This window comes from Ruegeria sp. CDSC081 (assembly GCF_059610485.1).
In genome coordinates this window covers 1-16,469 of the sequence record NZ_JBXWNS010000003.1, presented here as the reverse complement: position 1 = coordinate 16,469, position 16,469 = coordinate 1, and the positions used below count along the sequence as shown (strand labels likewise).

Annotated in this window: 14 protein-coding genes; 11 read left to right on the top strand and 3 right to left on the bottom strand. The window is 55.8% G+C overall.

What is annotated here, in order from left to right:
- The first annotated feature begins 1 nt into the window (after position 1).
- The 9 genes from AC2FH9_RS05705 (at position 2) to AC2FH9_RS05665 (ending at position 8,542) form a co-directional block, all read left to right on the top strand.
- On the top strand, positions 2 to 1,339 hold the full coding sequence (locus AC2FH9_RS05705) for an amino acid permease (protein WP_496749846.1): 1,338 nt from the start codon (positions 2 to 4) through the stop codon (positions 1,337 to 1,339).
- On the top strand, positions 1,336 to 2,565 hold the full coding sequence (locus tag AC2FH9_RS05700) for an arginine deiminase (protein WP_142636397.1): 1,230 nt from the start codon (positions 1,336 to 1,338) through the stop codon (positions 2,563 to 2,565). Before AC2FH9_RS05705 ends, AC2FH9_RS05700 begins: the two co-directional genes overlap by 4 nt.
- Before the next feature lie 16 nt (positions 2,566 to 2,581).
- Positions 2,582 to 3,583, top strand: a complete 1,002-nt coding sequence (gene argF, locus AC2FH9_RS05695) for an ornithine carbamoyltransferase (protein ID WP_496871040.1) — start codon at positions 2,582 to 2,584, stop codon at positions 3,581 to 3,583.
- A 3-nt stretch (positions 3,584 to 3,586) separates the two neighbouring features.
- A complete protein-coding gene (gene arcC, locus AC2FH9_RS05690) occupies positions 3,587 to 4,519 on the top strand; it encodes a carbamate kinase (RefSeq protein WP_496693770.1) in 933 nt (310 codons plus the stop codon).
- Between the two features lie 171 nt (positions 4,520 to 4,690).
- Positions 4,691 to 5,305, top strand: coding sequence for a DUF4178 domain-containing protein (locus AC2FH9_RS05685; protein WP_496727765.1), 615 nt, complete (start codon positions 4,691 to 4,693; stop codon positions 5,303 to 5,305).
- Entirely contained in the window at positions 5,302 to 6,603 is a 1,302-nt protein-coding gene (locus AC2FH9_RS05680; protein ID WP_496871039.1) for a DUF4178 domain-containing protein, read from the top strand. Before AC2FH9_RS05685 ends, AC2FH9_RS05680 begins: the two co-directional genes overlap by 4 nt.
- 1 nt (position 6,604) lies before the next feature.
- On the top strand, positions 6,605 to 6,769 hold the full coding sequence (locus AC2FH9_RS05675) for a hypothetical protein (protein ID WP_496689284.1): 165 nt from the start codon (positions 6,605 to 6,607) through the stop codon (positions 6,767 to 6,769).
- 10 nt (positions 6,770 to 6,779) lie between these two features.
- Positions 6,780 to 7,004 carry a DUF350 domain-containing protein gene (locus AC2FH9_RS05670; RefSeq protein ID WP_142636390.1) on the top strand — a complete coding sequence of 75 codons (225 nt, stop codon included), beginning with the start codon at positions 6,780 to 6,782 and terminating at the stop codon, positions 7,002 to 7,004.
- Positions 7,001 to 8,542, top strand: a complete 1,542-nt coding sequence (locus AC2FH9_RS05665; protein ID WP_496871038.1) for a polyamine aminopropyltransferase — start codon at positions 7,001 to 7,003, stop codon at positions 8,540 to 8,542. Before AC2FH9_RS05670 ends, AC2FH9_RS05665 begins: the two co-directional genes overlap by 4 nt.
- Here the strand turns inward: AC2FH9_RS05665 and speD are convergent.
- Entirely contained in the window at positions 8,513 to 8,914 is a 402-nt protein-coding gene (gene speD, locus AC2FH9_RS05660; protein WP_281995110.1) for an adenosylmethionine decarboxylase, read from the bottom strand. The genes AC2FH9_RS05665 and speD overlap by 30 nt on opposite strands.
- Positions 8,915 to 9,240: 326 nt before the next feature.
- On the opposite strand from speD, the gene AC2FH9_RS05655 reads away from it, so the two are divergent.
- Together AC2FH9_RS05655 and AC2FH9_RS05650 are read left to right on the top strand one after the other, a co-directional pair.
- On the top strand, positions 9,241 to 10,413 hold the full coding sequence (locus AC2FH9_RS05655; protein ID WP_496871037.1) for an ATP-binding protein: 1,173 nt from the start codon (positions 9,241 to 9,243) through the stop codon (positions 10,411 to 10,413).
- Between the two features lie 410 nt (positions 10,414 to 10,823).
- The gene (locus tag AC2FH9_RS05650; protein ID WP_496871036.1) at positions 10,824 to 12,845 is read left to right on the top strand and encodes a DEAD/DEAH box helicase; all 2,022 of its coding nucleotides are present in this window, start codon (positions 10,824 to 10,826) and stop codon (positions 12,843 to 12,845) included.
- Between the two features lie 383 nt (positions 12,846 to 13,228).
- On the opposite strand, the gene AC2FH9_RS05645 is transcribed toward AC2FH9_RS05650, so the two are convergent.
- The gene (locus tag AC2FH9_RS05645; protein ID WP_496698393.1) at positions 13,229 to 14,830 is read right to left on the bottom strand and encodes a BCCT family transporter; all 1,602 of its coding nucleotides are present in this window, start codon (positions 14,828 to 14,830) and stop codon (positions 13,229 to 13,231) included.
- 29 nt (positions 14,831 to 14,859) lie between these two features.
- Positions 14,860 to 15,939 (bottom strand): extracellular solute-binding protein, encoded by a 1,080-nt coding sequence (locus AC2FH9_RS05640; RefSeq protein WP_185956670.1) that lies wholly within the window; start codon positions 15,937 to 15,939, stop codon positions 14,860 to 14,862.
- Positions 15,940 to 16,469 lie beyond the last annotated feature (530 nt).

Sequence of the window (16,469 nt, the reverse complement as noted above, 5' to 3'; positions counted from 1 at the left end):
TATGCCCACCGACACCCGATCTAAACCCAAAGGAACCCTTGGGTTCTGGATGTGCACCGCGCTGGTGGTGGGCAATATGATCGGGTCCGGTATTTTCCTGCTGCCGTCTTCTCTGGCCGCGTTCGGGCCAATCTCGATGGCGGGATGGGTTCTGACCGCAGGAGGCGCGATTGTTCTGGCGTTAATCTTCGGGCGACTGGCGCGATTGTCTTCAAATACCGGTGGGCCATACGCTTATGCGCGCGAGGGCTTTGGCGATTTTGCCGGTTTCCTGATCGCATGGGGCTATTGGATTGCGCTGTGGTCTGGGAATGCCGCCGTTGCCGTCGCTTTTGCTGGCTATCTCAGCTTTATGGTACCCGCCATCGGGGAAACTGCGCTCGCGGGATTGGCGGTCTCACTTGGTGCGATTTGGCTGCTCACCTGGGTCAATCTGCGCGGCGTTCGGCAGGCCGGGATTGTGCAAGTGGTGACCACGGTGATGAAGCTGGCCCCGCTGCTGGTGCTGATCCTGCTGGGACTGTCCCATGTCCAACCTGAAAACTTCCGGCCGGTTAACCTCAGCGGTATGTCGAACATATCGGCGATCTCGGCCTGCGCGGCGTTGACGCTTTGGGCCTTTGTGGGGCTCGAATCCGCAACGGTTCCGGCGGGCGATGTCAGGAACCCTACCAAAACGATCCCTCTTGCGACGATTGTCGGAACCTGTGTTGCCGCATTGGTCTATATCGCCACGACCTATGTGGCGCTTGGGGTGGTGCCATCCGGCACGCTGGCCGGAAGCAACGCACCGCTGGCGGATGTTGCGCATGTGATGTGGGGGTTTGGCGGTGCGGTATTCATCGCGGTCGGGGCCTGCGTTTCGACCTTCGGCACGCTCAACGGATTTGTGCTGCTGACCGGGCAAGTGCCACTGGGCGCGGCGCGTGACGGATTGTTCCCGGCCGGTTTTGCCCGGGTGTCACGGACTGGTACGCCGGCATTTGGCCTGATCTCGTCGAGCCTCCTAGCCAGCGCTTTGATCGCTATGAACTACACCCGATCCTTGGCTGAACAGTTTGAATTCATCATTCTGTTGGCCACCCTATCCACGCTGGTTCCCTACCTGCTTTGCGCAGGTGCCGAAATTATGATCCGCGCAAAACGCAAAGAACGCACCCGCCTGCCACCGCAGGCCTTTGTGCTGGCGGGTCTCGGTTTTGTCTATTCCTTCTGGGCGATTTTCGGCGCTGGAAAAGACGTCGTTTTCTGGGGCGTCCTGTTGCTGTTGGCTGGGTTGCCCATCCATGTCTGGCTGCGTTGGCAGTCCGGCGCGATTACATCAAAGGAGATATCATGACTGGATTTGGCGCACATTCCGAGATTGGGAAACTTCGAAAGGTGATGGTCTGCGAACCGGGTCTGGCCCATTCCCGCCTGACCCCTGGCAATGCGGCAGAGTTGCTTTATGACGATGTTCTTTGGGTGCACAAAGCCCGCTCTGACCATGCCGATTTCCGCATGAAGATGGAGGATCGCGGGGTTCAGGTTTTAGAATTCCAGACGCTGCTTGCAGAAACGCTGAAGGACAAGGGAGCCCGTAATTGGGTTCTGGACCGCCGCATTACCGAAAATCAGGTGGGCGTCGGTATGCTGAATGAGCTGCGCGGCTGGTTGGATGAGATGGCGGCCAAGGATCTGGCCAGATATCTGATCGGCGGCATCGCGGTCGAAGATATGCCGTTCAAACCCTCAGGTATGTTCGGCAGCTATCTGGGGCCATTGGGCTTTGTGATTCCACCGATTCCAAATACGCAGTTCACTCGTGACAACAGTTGCTGGATCTATGGCGGCGTGACGGTCAACCCGATGTACTGGCCGGCGCGGCGCCCCGAAACCCTGTTGGTGACCGCGATCTACAAGTTCCACCCCGAGTTCCGCGACGCAGATTTCGAGATCTGGTGGGGTGACCCAGACAAGGATCACGGTGCCGCAACGGTCGAAGGCGGTGATGTCATGCCCTGGGGCAATGGCAGTGTGTTGATCGGCATGGGCGAACGCACCAGTCCGCAGGCGGTTGGTCAGGTCGCCCGCGCTCTGTTTGCCAAAGGCGCGGCGGAGAGGGTTGTTGCCTGTCAGATGCCCCGCAGCCGCGCGGCTATGCATCTGGATACAGTGTTCAGCCATTGCGACCGTGAGACCGCGACTGCCTATGTCGATGTCTGTAACGACATCCAATGCATCAGCCTGCGCCCCGGCAACAAAGAGGACACGATCGACTTCCGGCGCGATGACAAGCACCTGTTCGATGTGGCCGCCGAATGCCTGGGGATTAAATCCCTTAACATCGTGCAGACCGGCGGCGATGCGTTCAACCAAGAACGCGAGCAATGGGACGATGGCAACAACGTGGTGGCGTTAGAGCCCGGCGTCGTCGTTGCCTATGACCGCAACACCTACACCAACACGCTGCTGCGCAAGGCAGGGGTCGAAGTGATTACGATCTCGGGCTCGGAACTGGGGCGCGGACGCGGCGGCGGGCATTGCATGACCTGCCCGATTTGGCGCGACCCCGTGGATTACTGAAAAAGGAGATTGACCAATGGCATTCAACATCAAAGGCCGCAGCTTTCTGAAACTGCTCGATTTCGACCAGCGTGAGCTGCGTTATCTGCTGGACCTGTCGCGCGATCTGAAGCGCGCAAAATATGCAGGGTCTGAAATCCAGCATCTGAAGGGCAAGAACATCTGCCTGATCTTCGAAAAATCCTCGACCCGAACCATGTGCGCCTTTGAAGTGGCCGCGATGGATCAGGGGGCTGGTGTCACCTATCTGGGCCCCTCGGGGTCGCAGATCGGGCATAAGGAAAGCATGAAGGACACCGCCCGCGTGCTGGGCCGCATGTTCGACGGCATTGAATATCGCGGCTTTGGGCAGGAACTGGCGGAAACCCTGGCCGCCAATGCGGGCGTACCAGTCTATAACGGGCTGACTGATGAGTTCCACCCGACCCAGATGCTGGCCGATCTGCTAACCATGCAGGAATTTGGCGAAAGACCTCTACATGACATCAAATACGCCTATGTGGGCGACGGGCGGTCCAATATGGGCCATTCGCTGATGATCGCGGGCTGCATGATGGGGATGGATGTACGCATTGCTGCTCCAAAAGACCTGTGGCCGTCGGACGAATTCCGTGGTCCTGCAGAAGAAGCCGCCGCGCGCTACGGCGCGACGCTGACCATCACCGATGATCCTGCGGCCGCCGTGGATGGGGTTGATTTCATCCATACCGATGTCTGGGTCTCGATGGGCGAAGCACCCGAGGTCTGGGACAGCCGGATCAAGCAGCTGACCCCCTATCAGGTCAACAGCGCGCTGATGGCGGCGGCAAACAATCCAAACGTCAAGTTCATGCATTGCCTGCCCGCCTTCCACAATACCGAGACCAAAGTGGGCGAGGACATCCACGAAAAATTCGGCATCACCGAAATGGAGGTCACCGAAGAGGTGTTCGAAAGCCCCGCCGGTATTCAGTTCGAACAGGCGGAAAACCGGATGCACACGATCAAGGCCGTTCTGGTCGCTACTTTGGGGGCCTGAGCCATGCGCATCGTCGTCGCCCTTGGGGGCAATGCGCTGCTGCGGCGCGGTCAGGCCCTGACCGCCGAGAACCAGCGTGAAAATACCGCTATCGCCGCGCAGGCGCTGGCCACCATTGCCGAGGGGAACGAGCTGATTGTGACCCACGGGAATGGCCCTCAGGTGGGATTGCTGGCCCTACAGGGCAACGCCTATAAACCGGATGAGGCCTATCCGCTGGACGTGCTTGGGGCGGAAACCGAGGGCATGATCGGGTACATGATCGAGCAGGAGTTGGGCAACCGTCTGCCGCCCGAGACGCCTCTGGCCACGCTGCTGACCATGATTGAGGTCGATGCCAAGGATCCCGCCTTTGACGACCCCACAAAATTCATCGGTCCGGTATATGACAAACCCGAGGCTGAACGATTGGCCGCCGACAAGGGCTGGCAAATTCGTGCGGATGGCGACAAATGGCGACGGGTTGTTGCATCTCCGCTGCCGAAACGGATCTTTCAGATCAGGCCGATTAAATGGCTGCTGGAACGGCAAACCGTGGTGATCTGTGCCGGTGGCGGGGGCATTCCCACGGCCTATACTTCTCCGGGTTATCTGGAGGGGATAGAAGCGGTGATCGACAAGGATCTGGCCTCGGAGCTGCTGGCCCGAGAGGTCGGGGCCGATTTGTTCATTTCGGCAACGGATGCTGATTGTGCCTATCTGGACTGGGGTACCGATACTCAGCGTGGCATAAAAGCCGCCTCACCAGAGGCCATGGCCAAGTTCAATTTCGCCGCCGGTTCGATGGGCCCAAAGGTCGAGGCCGCCGCCCAGTTTGCGCGGCTTACCGGCAAATCCGCAGCCATCGGCGCACTGGCCGATCTGGCGGATATCGTTGCGGGCAGGAAGGGCACAACCATAAGCAAAGACGCAGCTGAAATCCTATTTCACGACTAACTCAGATGATTGCTGGGGCTGACGGCATCTCTAACATAACCGCCAGCATGTTCAGTCCCACCTAAGTGGTTCTGTTTGAATTCTGGCAACAAGGGCAAGGCGGCACCGGACGTGTATTCTCCAGAACCAATAACGGCTTGAACTTTCATTTTCTTTGCGCGACTTGAAAGCATGAAGACTTTGAACTGTCCAAACTGCGGTGCGCAAACCCCGATTGCGCTGAAAGGGATAAAGGTTGCCACCTGTGCGTCCTGCGGTACGACGTTGATGATCAATGATGTCCAGGTTCAATCGGCGGGCCAGCAGGGTGAGATGCACGATGCACCGCTTTTGTTCGGGATAGGCGATCAAGTGCAACTGGGTCGAACGTCGACATTGATTCTTGGTCATGCGCGCTATTCCTACGGGCGGGGGTTCTGGGATGAGTTCTGCGGTGTCGATGGTGATGGCCGCACCTGCTGGATATCGCTCGATGAGGGAGATGTCGTTCGGCAGAAACGCTTGACCGAAAAGGACACGCCGAAATTCATGCCTCCGTTCAAGCTGGGCGAAACGCTGGATTTCGACGCGGCCACATTCACGGTTACCGAAGTTGAACATGCCGAATGCATCGCCCTGCGCGGACAATTCGATGAGGTGCTAAAGGTCGGGGAAAGCCATGAATTCGTGAACGCTTCCGCCGGAGACGAGGCACTGTTGTCCGGTGAATTCTGGCCGGGTCATGCGATCTGGTTCTACGGTCGGTGGTACGACGCGTTTGATGTGAAGGTTCAGCGGCAGTCATGACCCGAAATCCAAGTCTTCTTTCGATCAACTGCACTTGCTGCGGCGCCGGTCTGGATGTGCTGGGCGGGGGCAGGGTGATCGTGCAGATCTGTTCCTATTGCGGGGCCGAACTGGATGCACAGAACAACTACCGGACTCTACGCCAGTTCAAGGATCAGAAACGCCCGGAAACTCCGCTTTCGATTGGGATGAGTGGGTCGTTGTATGGTGCTGAGTTCACCATAATCGGTCTGATCGAGCATGCCGAACGCTGGGGCGGACGGGTCTATCAATGGATAGACCATCAGCTCTATTCGCCAACTCACGGCTATGCCTGGCTAACGCTTGAGGCGGGGCATCTGGTGTTTTCCAGACGCTATCGCGGATCGGCCTGGATGTCGGAGCGGTGGGTTGAAACAGCGGAATCTCCTCCCTCTGTGACGACCGAGGATGGGCGCTTTGTGTATTACGAGACCACCACAAGCGCGGTCACCTATGTCGAGGGCGAATTCACCTGGACGCCTTCACTGGGCGAAAAGACAACGACGATTTCAGCGATGTCTGATACGGCGATGCTGGGGTTTTCAACCACTGGGTCCGAACGCGAGACCTATCGCTCGTTCTATGTTTCGAAACATCAGGCCGAAGCAGCTTTTGGGGTTTCATTGAACCTGAACCCACATCGGGTGCATCCGCTGCAACCTTTCATCGAGGGCCCAAACTATAGATTTCTGCTGGTCGTATCATTCGTGTTTACGATCCTCTGTCTTGTGATGGCGGTCTCCTTCTCTCAACGATCAGGAGAGAGGGCGATAGAGCGTCAGGCGCTAAAACGTGGCGACTTCCCCGCCGAGATCACAATCCCGCTTGAAGCCAATAGCCAACTGACGAAGGTTACCTTTTCGGGCAATGTTGAAAACAGTTGGATCTATCTGGACATCGAGCTGCTTGATCCGGACGGAGAGCCGGTGTTCCAGGCGGGTCGAACAATCGAATATTACACCGGTCGCGACTCGGACGGCACATGGCGTGAAGGCAGCAAATTTGCGAGCCTGACGTTTCGGCCAGATCGCACGGGTGACTACACATTGGCACTGGACGTGCCAGAGCAGGGGCTTTGGAACGGGCGGGGCGCAGGCTATGTGCCGGGGCAGCCGTTCAGCCAGTTGCAAGTCAGTGTCAAAACCGGACTGTCCAGCGGTCTTTGGACATTTGCGCTGGCCGGGGTTTTTGGAGCGCTGTTCCTGTTTCAGTTCGGGCGCAAATGGTTGCATCAACGCGCCCGGTGGTCGGGAACTGATTGGGTAGATGAGGATTAAAGTGACAGCTTTCAGGATCATTTTCATCGTCATTTCAACCCTGGCCGTGGCCGCCACGGGTTATGTCTCGTGGCATGGGTATTGGGCCGAAAGCCGTGACTTGGACACTTCGGTTCGGGTCGGCAGCGGTGGCGGCGGGTACTATCGGTCAAATCGGATAAAATAGCGAGGAATCAATGGATTATATAGCAGCAATTCAGATTGCAGAAATCATCAGCACGATCTTTTATACCCTTCTGGGCGTCACACTGATGTGGGTTGTTTGGAAGGTGATCGACTGGATGACACCCTTCTCGGTCGTCCACGAAATCGAAAAGGATCAAAACATCGCGCTGGCGATCCTGATTGGGCTGCTGTTTGTAGCAGTTTCCATCATCATTGCGGCTGTCATCTTGTCATGACCCCGCCCCGCGCGGTTGAGGCGCGTGCCGCGTGGTTGTTGCTGGCCACCTTTCTGGTGGCCGTCGCCGGGCTGATCTACGAGCTGATTGCCGCCACCTTGTCCAGTTATCTGCTGGGGGATTCCGTCCGCCAGTTTTCACTGGTAATTGGCATCTTTCTGTCGGCGATGGGAGTAGGTGCTTGGCTGTCGCGCTTTGTCTCGGATGCGTTTTCCGGTTTTGTCTGCGCGCAGATCCTACTGGGCATCGTTGGCGGATTTTTAGCGCCGGTGCTGTTTCTGAATTATGCGTGGTTGGGGCAGGTGGCTTTGCCACTTTACGGCGCTTTGATTGCCATTGGCATCCTGTCCGGGATGGAGATCCCATTAATTGCCCGGGTGCTTGAACAGATCGGGGCGCTGAAGTTCCGATTTGAGAACGTGCTGAGCGTCGACTACATCGGAGCGCTGGTCGCCTCATTGGCGTTTCCACTATTGGTGATCCCGTATCTGGGGCTGATGTCGGCGAGTCTGGCTTTTGGCGGTCTAAACCTTGCCGTGGCTGGCCTGTCTCTGCTGGTGTTTCGGGAATGGGCTACGCGGGTCCAGGTGGCAGTCTGGGCGGTGGCCTTTGTGGCAACTCTGGGCGCACTGTGGCAGTCCGAACGGCTGGTCTCGGTCGCCGAGGCCGAACTGTTCGAAGATGATGTCATCCTGTCCGAGGCCACGTCGTATCAGCAGATCACCGTCACCCGGTACCGCGACCGGGTGCGCCTGTTTCTGGATCATTCGATCCAGTTCGATTCCCTTGACGAACACCGCTATCACGAGCCACTTGTGCATCCGGCCATGGCCCTTGCGCCGCGCACGCTTGACGTTCTGATCTTGGGGGGCGGAGACGGCATGGCCGCGCGCGAGGTGCTGCGCTATCCCGAGGTGCAGTCTGTGACGCTGGTGGATCTTGATCCGCGTGTGACGCAGTTGTTTCGCGACCATCCAGATCTGTCCAAGCTGAACGACAATGCTCTCAGCGACCCGCGCGTGACGGTTGTCAACGAAGACGCCTGGAGATTTCTGGAGCGGGAAACCCAGATTTACGACGTGGTGATCATTGATCTGCCAGACCCCAAATCCATCGCCTTGTCCCGGTTATACACCAAGCAATTCTACGGCTTGCTGGCCGAACGGCTAAGCGGGCAGGGGGTCTTTGTCACCCAGGCCGGATCACCGTTCTTTGCTCGGCAGGCCTTTTGGTCGGTGGCCGAAACGATCGAGAGCAGCCGCAATCCGCAAAGGCCCGGGCGGGGACTGCAGGCGGTTCCCTATCACAGCTACGTGCCGAGCTTCGGCGAATGGGGGTTTGTTCTGGCTACATTTGAACCATTGACCGACCGTAGAATCGAACTGCCGGATGGGTTGAGCTATCTCGACGATGATGTTTGGCGAGCGGCACAGATTTTTGGCGGTGATACCGACCGGATCGATGCCGAACCTAATACACTGCAATCGCACGCACTGATGGGATATTACTTAGACGGTTGGGACTACTGGTTCCGGTAAACCGCGGTTGACGCGCGTAATTTCAACTCGGGCAGGGCGCAGGTGCTTCTCAAGATATGCGACCGCTTTGTCCGGTTGCGTTGTGCCACACATGAAGATGTCGATGGCGGCATAATCATTTTCCGGCCAAGTGTGGATCGAGATATGGGATTCTGCCAGCAACAACACTCCGGTCACACCGCCATGCCCGCCAAATTTGTGGAACTTGCCCGACAGTATCGTTGCGCCAGCCTCCCGCGCCGCGCGGGTCAGTGCCTCTTCGATGCGCATTACGTCGGTTAGGTATAGGCTGCCGTAATGATCGACCAGAATATGCATTCCCGAGCCAGCCAGCGTGCCTGTGTCAGCGTTTTTGATTGCCGGTATGGTCATGATCCTGGTCCTTTCTGCGATTTGATTTTTCGAAGATTCTTAGGGGTTCGTGCGCGGCAAGTACCTAGTTGGCTTCGCCCTTCAGGGCAATGGAAATGAAATTGAGGGACGCAAAGAGGACTTTTCGAATTTAATAGTTAAGAAAGAAGAACGTACTCAGGTTAAATTTTCTCTTGATCAAATGGGACGCAGCTTTCCACGATTATGCTCGACCTAAGGTCCAGATTTGCGTGTCATGGTTCTGGGGTGAAGGGCCGAGACGATAGGGTTTCACTGGACAGTAATTTGGAATTTTATCCTTGTAAATCTTCCACCAAATGGAATAAATGCAAGGTATGATCAAGCGCGGTGATAGAAAGTCAGTTGAAGACTCTCTCGAGAACCAGGCGGGCGTAGTCCTGCTTGGGCCGCGGCAAGTTGGGAAGACAACCCTCGCGCAGGATATCGCTGAAAGCCGTGACGCTGTCTATCTTGATATGGAGAGATCTGCTGATCGCCAGGTACTCGAAGAGCCAGACCTCTATCTCGACGAGCAGGTTGGGCGCCTGGTGGTGATCGATGAAGTTCAGCTTATGCCAGGCCTGTTTAAGGCATTACGCGGTCAGATTGACCGACGACGAAGACAAGGGTATCGGACTGGGCAATTCCTGCTGCTGGGGTCGGCCTCGAACACGCTTCTGCACCAAAGCGCAGAATCCTTGGCTGGCCGGGTCAGCTATCACGAGCTGACGCCTTTCATTTTGTCGGAAACCGGAGCGGACTCGATCTCTGCGCTGTGGTTGCGGGGTGGGTTTCCAGATAGCTTCCTTGCCAAGAACGACAAAACCAGCCTGGCATGGCGCGAGGATTTCATCCGCACCTATCTGGAACGCGATGTTCCGGCTTTTGGGTTGCGCATCCCGGCGGAAACATTGCGCCGGTTTTGGACGATGCTTGCCCATGAACAGGGCGGGCTACTCAACGCGGCAAAACTCGCGGGAAACCTTGGCGTATCGGGCCAGAGCGTTGCGCGCTATCTTGATTTGCTGGTCGACCTGATGCTGGTGCGCCGTTTGCAGCCCTGGCATTCCAATGCCGGAAAGCGTCTGGTCAAATCTCCCAAGGTTTATATTCGCGATTCCGGGCTGGCCCATGCGCTTCTTGGGATAGAAACGCAAGAAGACCTACTGGGGCATCCGGTTGTCGGCGGCAGTTGGGAAGGGTTCTGCATCGAAAGCCTGATCGCCGCGGCACCGCGCGGAACAGAAGCAAGCTTCTATCGCTCTTCAGCAGGGGCTGAGGTAGATTTGTTATTGAAACTTCCCCGCGGCGGCCTCTGGGCCATAGAGATCAAGCGGACGACATCAGCGAAGGTCACGCGTGGGTTTCACATCGCGACAGAAGAATTGGACGCCTCAGAGCGCATCCTTGTCTATGCCAACGAAAAGGAAGTGCCGGGGCAGGGAGGTGTGCGAGCTATGCCTCTCATGAGCGCAATGAAACGGCTGGCGTCTGCATAGACGCAAGAGGGACCGCGCCATTGGCTCAACGTCATGCCCTAAATTCGAAGAAAACGTGGTCGTAGAAGCTATCGAATCCGACTGCTTGTAGTAGATTTCCCGAATGAGTAGTCACGTTGACCGCCAGCCCGACAGGGACAGCTGGTTTACAGACGGTTGAAAGCTCTACAGAAAAACGCCTGTTTTGATTATTCCAAGCCTGCGCTTCTGCCGCGTCTCAACAAAACGAACCGAAAGTGGCGAGGGTCTCAAGCCGCTACTGAAAGGGAGCAGTACGGACAGGATACGGGATTTTCAGCGCATCTGCCCCGGTTCGTGGCTATACAATAGTCAAGACACTCGTTAAGGGGCTGTCTTTACCTATGGATGATGCATTGATTGCAATACCGCACAATCCCATCTCCTGACCGATGAAAAGAACCACCGCTGTGAAACAAACCATTGCAAATGCGCTGGCTCGCAAGGGCTATGACACCTTAACCCAAGTTCAGCAGGCTGTAACCCGGCCCGAACTGGAGGGGAAGGATATGCTGGTTTCGGCCCAAACCGGATCGGGTAAAACCATCGGATTCGGTCTGGCGATTGCGCCGCGACTTCTGGGTGACGCTGAGACATTCGAAACCTCGGGCGCACCGCTGGCACTTGTTGTAGCACCAACAAGGGAACTGGCGCTTCAGGTAAAGCGTGAACTGAGCTGGTTGTTCGCCGATGCGGGCGCGTTTCTGGCGTCCTGCGTCGGAGGCATGGATATTCGGGATGAACGCCGTGCGTTGGCGCGTGGCGCACATATTGTTGTCGCCACTCCGGGACGGCTGCGGGATCATATCATGCGGGGCTCGATCGACCTGACGGCCATTCGCGCCGTGGTTCTTGATGAGGCCGACGAGATGTTGGATCTCGGGTTCCGAGAGGACCTGGAATTCATTCTGGATGAAACACCATCAGACCGTCAGACTTTGCTGTTTTCTGCCACTGTCCCACGTGCGATTGCCAATTTGGCGACACGGTATCAGCGCGATGCAGAACGTGTGAGCACCGTCAGCGAAAAGACGCAGCACGCCGATATCGATTATCGTGCTATGTTGGTCGGCCCGCGCGACGGCGAGAATGCAATTATCAATGTGTTGCGCTATTATGAGGCGCCGAACGCCATCGTGTTCTGCAATACCCGCGCGATGGTGTCACGTCTGACAGCGCGCCTGTCAAACCGGGGCTTTTCGGTCGTCGCCCTATCCGGGGAATTGACCCAGAGCGAACGCTCGAACGCCTTGCAGGCCATGCGCGATGGGCGTGCCAGGGTCTGTGTGGCAACGGATGTTGCTGCCCGCGGTATTGATTTGCCTAACCTTGATTTGGTGGTCCATGCGGAACTGCCAAACAGCCATGAAACACTGCTGCACCGCTCGGGTCGAACAGGCCGGGCCGGGCGCAAGGGCGTTAGCGCACTAGTGGTTGCACCCGCGTCGCGGAAAAAGGCGGAACGTATTCTGAAATTCGCCAAGCTGACCGCCGAATGGGGGACAGCCCCGTCAGCCGAAGAGGTGACCGAACGCGATCAGGTGAGGATGTTCGCATCGGATGACTGGCAAGCAGAGATCACGGAAAGTGAACGTGCAGCAGTTCAGAAAATGGTAGAAAGCTTTTCCCCTGAGCAGATTGCAGCAGCTTACCTGCGGCAGTACAAGCTGCGTCATTCCGCGCCAGAAGAGTTGGCGACGGTCGATCAGCAAAGCCAGAAACCGCGCGCGGCCTTTGGCCCCAGCGTCTGGTTTTCGCTGTCCGAGGGGCGCAATCAAAATGCGTCGCCGCGTTATATGCTGCCGATGATCTGCAAGTCAGGCAATCTGACGAAGGATGACATTGGGGCCATCCGGATTGCCGATGATGTGACCTATTTCGAGATACGTGAGCCCAGCGTCGAAGGGTTTCTGACAGCCGTTGGGCCCGAGATGAAGATCGAAAAGGTCAAGAATCTCGTGCGTCTGGACACGGCACCGGACTTTGCTGCAACTGGCCGGACCAAGCCCATCGGAAAGCAAAGAGGCAAACCGATTACGAGCAAACGAGATACGACTCCGACCGAACGGAGCAGCACTGCAACCTATGGACGTCGTAAGCCTGAACCCGAGGGCCGGGCACCTTCCAGCCCTGCAGAACGCCCCACAAGGGCCGTCAAATCAGCCAAAGTAGAACGCCAGCGTGCTTTAAAAGACGAGACAGATGCCTTGTTCAAACCGGTTGGTGCAAAGTCAAAGGCACGTAAGGGCGGTAAATCTGAAGCCAAAGGCGGCGATATCAAATCTGCCCGAACAGCATCAAAGGGTCCACCTCCACCCAAAGGTAAGTCAAGCAGCAAGAAGAACCGAGCGCGAGTCGCAGCGGCCAAATCTACAAAAGGTGGCGATTCTGTCCCGAAACGGCGGAAGACTTAGCCTGCATTCCATTCCGAACCTGGTTTTTTGGCTCTGGGCATTACCTTTAAGGGACAATGGAAGGCATGGGCGAAAGAAACCGCTCCATCACGACCAGGATCGGACTATCCCCCACAATGTACCTTTGGTTCACAGGTCGGGATTGTGTGAGAGGCTCACCTTAGAGAGCCGGACAAGCCTATCCAGTTTCTGTACCACGCGGGTAGCAGAGATGCTGGTGGAAACCATTAGGCAGAGGTTCTTTCGTATTCGTTTGCTCCAAGAAAGTTTGGCAAACTTCACATCAGAACGAGGAAAGCTTCGCGGACAGGTCGAAACCCAAGTCTGTAATTGTCGAGAGGCAGATGTAACTGCCTCTCGACAAATTGAACCACAATGGCTGCCTATCTGTTGAGGAACTCCATTTCGTACTTATCCTCAACATCGGGCACTGGATGCTCAGCGTGAAGCGACGAGACAATACCATAGATCATGAACAACAAGATCACAGCGATTGGTAGCCCTGCGACGATGGACGCTGTCTGTAGCGCGCTCAACCCACCGGCCAGCATTAGGACACCGGCAACAACGCCTGCGGTAATACCCCAAAACACACGGAACTTGATTGGCGGATGCTCGTCACCCATCGACAGCATTGTGCACATCACCAGTGTCCCCGAGTCAGAAGACGTGACAAACCACGAAATCAGCAGAACCGTAATCAACACTGTGATCGGGTACACCAACCATGTGTAGCCAAATCCTTTGACCGTTTGGAATACGCCAGCGGCGTAGTCATTGTTGACCGCCTCGACGACACCTGCGTCGTAGAACAGATCAACCCCGGCTGCAGCGCCACCAAAGACACCCATCCAGAGCATCACGACTGAGGTTGGGATAAGAAGAACGCAATAGCAGAATTGCTTGATCGTCCGCCCCTTTGAAACCCGCGCAATGAACAGTCCAACAAACGGGCACCATGCGATCCACCAGCCCCAGTAAAAGATCGTCCACCAGCTCTGCCATTGGTTTTCGGGCTCACCGTTGATCCAGAAACCCATGGGTATCACCGTCCAGAGGTAATCTCCAAATCCGGATATGGTTATGCCCAACAGGAATGCCGTCGGTCCCAGAATGATGAACAGGAGCAGCAGGCCAACACTTGCCATAACGTTGGCTTCAGACAAGATACGCACGCCTTTGCCAACACCCGATGCAGCAGAAGCCGTGCCAAGACAGGTGATGATTGCGACGAGGATCAACTGATTTGTCTGGGTGTTTGCCATCCAGCCAAGATCCTCAAGACCGGCGGCGATTGGTGTGACGCCCAACCCCAATGAGGTTGCGAGGCCAAAGATTGTACCAAATACGCCAATCAGATCGACGAGATGACCCCAGGGACCATAGATCCGTTCCTTCAGCACAGGATAAAGAGCGGTGCGCAAAGTCAGAGGAAGCCCATGGCGGTACGAGAAATATGCAAGACAGAGGCCAACCAGCACATAAAGGGCCCAACCGTGGAAACCCCAGTGGAAATTCGTGATCGTTACTGCAGAAACCGCGGCGTCAACCGAACCTGGTTCAATTCCCGCCCGTTCAAGGAATGGGCTGCCTTGGATATGGAACATCGGCTCTGCAACGCCCCAATAGATCAGACCAGATCCCAAGCCCGCACTAAACAGCATGCAAATCCATGAAAACGTTGAAAAATCAGGCTCGTCATCATCCTTGCCCAGCTTCACGTGTCCGAACCGGCTGATCATAAGCCATATTACAAAAAACAGTGCCGCGTTAACGACCAGTACATAGAACCAGTCCAGGCTACCGATGATGAAGTTTTTACCTGTCGCAAAGATCGCACTTGAAGCTTCAACATCACGGATCGTGAAGAACACAAACCCCAATATCATCACCATCGAAGCGATACCCATCGTCGGATTCATACCTTTGAACAAGCCGCTCTTTGCTACAAGATTGTCAGGTTTCTGTGTTGATTGATCACTCATTTTGCACCTCTTAGACCTGTTGTTTCGGCTTACCGTGTTGAACCCGCAGCGCCCTGACGGGCGGAGGTTGCGAGCCAGGACTGGAACGCTTCTTCCAGGCGCCCGTGGTTGGTGGCCCACCACTCGGCGTCCGACAGAATGTAAAGATTGTCTTCATACGCCGGACCGTTCGGGATGCGCTCCAAAACGTCGTCTGACAGGAGTGTCATCGAAGATTTTCGGGTTGGACCATTTGGCAGGTGCCCGACCATATCGGCCAGCGAATTTGAGCTGCTAGCAAAGCGAATAAAATCAATGGCCTCTTCTTTATTCTGGCTTCCTTTTGGAATGCCGAACAGATCCAGCTCAATCACACGGCCGTCCATGTTGACCGTAAAATCGGAACCATCTTCCTGGGCGGCCGTTGCACCGGTAGTGGCCCAAATCGATGACATAGCAATGTCGCCAGAGTTCAACAGGCGTACGGGTTCGCGCCCGGTTTCCCAGATTTGCAGGCCGGTTTTTATGTCGTCCATCTTTTTCAGCGCGCGCTCAACACCTTCTTCGGTTTCGAGCGTTGGATACACATCATCGCGGGCTACGCCGTCGGCCATAAGGGCCCATTCCATGATCACTGTCGGATCATTTCGGATGGCACGTGGCCCAGGATAGGTTTCTGTGTCGAAGAAATCCGAAATGGTTGATGGAGGCGTTTCTGCGAATTGAGAATTGTTATACGCATATGCGGTGCCCCATACGATGACTCCTACGCCACAATCATTCAGGGCACCTTCGACAAAATCCTCGCGAAATGGTGTACCATCGACGCCATCAGGCAGTTCTATGTCAGATATGTTCTCCAGCAAGCCCTCTTCGCAGGCGCGCAGTGAATCTGCTTGCGTTAGGTCGACCACATCCCAAATCACATTTGCGCTTTCGACCTGATCGCGGATTTCCGAGATGCCACCATTGTAATGTGCAACATGCACATCGGCGTTTTTGGCTTGCTCATAAGGGCGCACAAACCCAAGCATCTGACTTCGCATGTAAGGGCCGGTCCAGGATGTGAAGGTGATGGACGGCCCGGGCTCTGGGATTGTGGTTTCGCTCTCAGAGTTACTTTGCGCCATCGCATTACTCAAAGAGAGAGTAGAAAACAGCGCAGCTATCATTATCCGACAGCCCCTGACCGCCTTTAGCCTATAGTACATCATCAAATTCCTCCCTAGTCGCTTCTAATTTTGTATAAGCGCTTTGTTTGGGTCGTCCTCCTGGTCAATTCCCAGCACATTCAGCAAGAATACATCAAATTCACCCTGATGATCAGCAATAATCAAAAATTGCGAAAGCTAAATACGACTATTCCGCCAGACAGAGCGACAGATTTGGCAGAGCCACCAAGAAACAAGGCTTGCGGTTACAGGCTGTTTTCCAGAAGCCAGCGATACAGAGAAACCGGTTCCTGTTCATCGACCACAGTTAATTACGGATCTGATCTTGGGGCCTATCTCACCTTCGGCGAAAGAGTCTCAGGCGCGTGCGCAGGCGCTGGAATGACGACGCCCACGGGCGTAAAGTTGATGTTTTTCTCAAAGCCTTGATGTGTCATCGCAATAAATCTGACCGACAGATCGCCAAATTGAATGCACACACAGCGTTT

Bases quoted from the DNA above. Each gene is read 5' to 3' on its own strand.
- speD (WP_281995110.1), bottom strand. From the start codon at position 8,914: ATGACCATACCGGCAATCAAAAACGCTGACACAGGCACGCTGGCTGGC.
- AC2FH9_RS05670 (WP_142636390.1), top strand. From the start codon at position 6,780: ATGGATTATATAGCAGCAATTCAGATTGCAGAAATCATCAGCACGATC.
- AC2FH9_RS05655 (WP_496871037.1), top strand. From the start codon at position 9,241: ATGCAAGGTATGATCAAGCGCGGTGATAGAAAGTCAGTTGAAGACTCT.
- AC2FH9_RS05665 (WP_496871038.1), top strand. From the start codon at position 7,001: ATGACCCCGCCCCGCGCGGTTGAGGCGCGTGCCGCGTGGTTGTTGCTG.
- AC2FH9_RS05680 (WP_496871039.1), top strand. From the start codon at position 5,302: ATGACCCGAAATCCAAGTCTTCTTTCGATCAACTGCACTTGCTGCGGC.
- AC2FH9_RS05705 (WP_496749846.1), top strand. From the start codon at position 2: ATGCCCACCGACACCCGATCTAAACCCAAAGGAACCCTTGGGTTCTGG.
- argF (WP_496871040.1), top strand. From the start codon at position 2,582: ATGGCATTCAACATCAAAGGCCGCAGCTTTCTGAAACTGCTCGATTTC.
- AC2FH9_RS05650 (WP_496871036.1), top strand. From the start codon at position 10,824: ATGAAAAGAACCACCGCTGTGAAACAAACCATTGCAAATGCGCTGGCT.
- AC2FH9_RS05685 (WP_496727765.1), top strand. From the start codon at position 4,691: ATGAAGACTTTGAACTGTCCAAACTGCGGTGCGCAAACCCCGATTGCG.
- AC2FH9_RS05700 (WP_142636397.1), top strand. From the start codon at position 1,336: ATGACTGGATTTGGCGCACATTCCGAGATTGGGAAACTTCGAAAGGTG.
- arcC (WP_496693770.1), top strand. From the start codon at position 3,587: ATGCGCATCGTCGTCGCCCTTGGGGGCAATGCGCTGCTGCGGCGCGGT.
- AC2FH9_RS05640 (WP_185956670.1), bottom strand. From the start codon at position 15,939: ATGGCGCAAAGTAACTCTGAGAGCGAAACCACAATCCCAGAGCCCGGG.
- AC2FH9_RS05645 (WP_496698393.1), bottom strand. From the start codon at position 14,830: ATGAGTGATCAATCAACACAGAAACCTGACAATCTTGTAGCAAAGAGC.